At 47.5% G+C, this 1,001-nt stretch carries 1 protein-coding gene; it reads left to right on the forward strand.

Annotated elements, in window-relative coordinates; genetic code table 11:
• Window positions 1-24: 24 nt before the first annotated feature.
• Window positions 25-1,001, forward strand: a 977-nt coding sequence (locus FUA23_RS22205) for an ISAs1 family transposase (RefSeq protein ID WP_147932966.1), incomplete at its 3' end; no start/stop codon positions are given.

Below are 1,001 nucleotides of genomic sequence, written 5' to 3' on the forward strand. Positions count from 1 at the left end.
GGGATTGTTTTCCGTTATTGAGTCATGCAAAATAAGGAAACGACCAATCTCCCCCTTGATCCATTACCTGGAGTCGATCAGATTCCTGACCCAAGAAACGCTTGTTTGGTTCACCATCCACTTCCCGAGGTACTGTTTCTAGTCGTTGCCGCTTCGGTCAGCTACTGCGACAAACTTACCGAGATGGCCCTTTTCGGAGAAGAAAAATTAGAATGGCTTCGCAAGTACTATCCGTACAAATATGGAGCTCCATCTCATGATACTTTGGGTAGGGTTTTGAGCCTGATCGAGCGGCGTGCCTTTGAGCGATGGTTCATGACTTGGGTTGCCCAGACGTTTGACCTAGACGCCAAAGAACTTATAAATTTTGATGGTAAGCGACTAGCGGGTAGCGCCAACAGAATGGATCAATCCAAGAAGAAAGATGAAGGCGGTAAATATGCCAAGTTGGTTGTCAATGCTTTTGCTGCCGGTAGCGGGATTGTTATGGGGCAATGCGATGTATCAAGTAAACTCAGTGAGATCAAAGGGGCGAAACAACTCCTTGAAGATCTGTCAGTTGAAGGGTGTTGCATTAGTGGTGATGCCAATTTTTGTGGTCGTGATTTCCTTGAACTCATCATCGATAAGAGGGCTGATTACCTCATGGCCCTGAAGGGGAAAAGTCCCATTTTGCACCAAGCTGCTCAAGATGCTTTCGCTGATGAATCAGTGGTTAAATCCGTTCATGTCACAGAAGAAACAGGACATGGTCGCGAGGAGAAACGTACTTACCGCAGCATCTCCGTTACCGCCTTGCCATTGGATGTTACCGCTAGCTATTGCCGTTTATCGCAGCTCGTCGAAGTAACGCGCGAGCGAAGAATTACTCGCAAAGCAACCGAGCCAAGCCTAGAGGTTCACTACTACATTACCAGCCTTGATAGCTCTGTGGAGGACTTGGCGAGTAAAGTTCGCGGACACTGGAGCATAGAGAATCGACTTCATTGGATACTAGACGT

Source organism: Neolewinella aurantiaca (assembly GCF_008014675.1).
GTDB classification, from domain to species: Bacteria; Bacteroidota; Bacteroidia; order Chitinophagales; family Saprospiraceae; genus Neolewinella; species Neolewinella aurantiaca.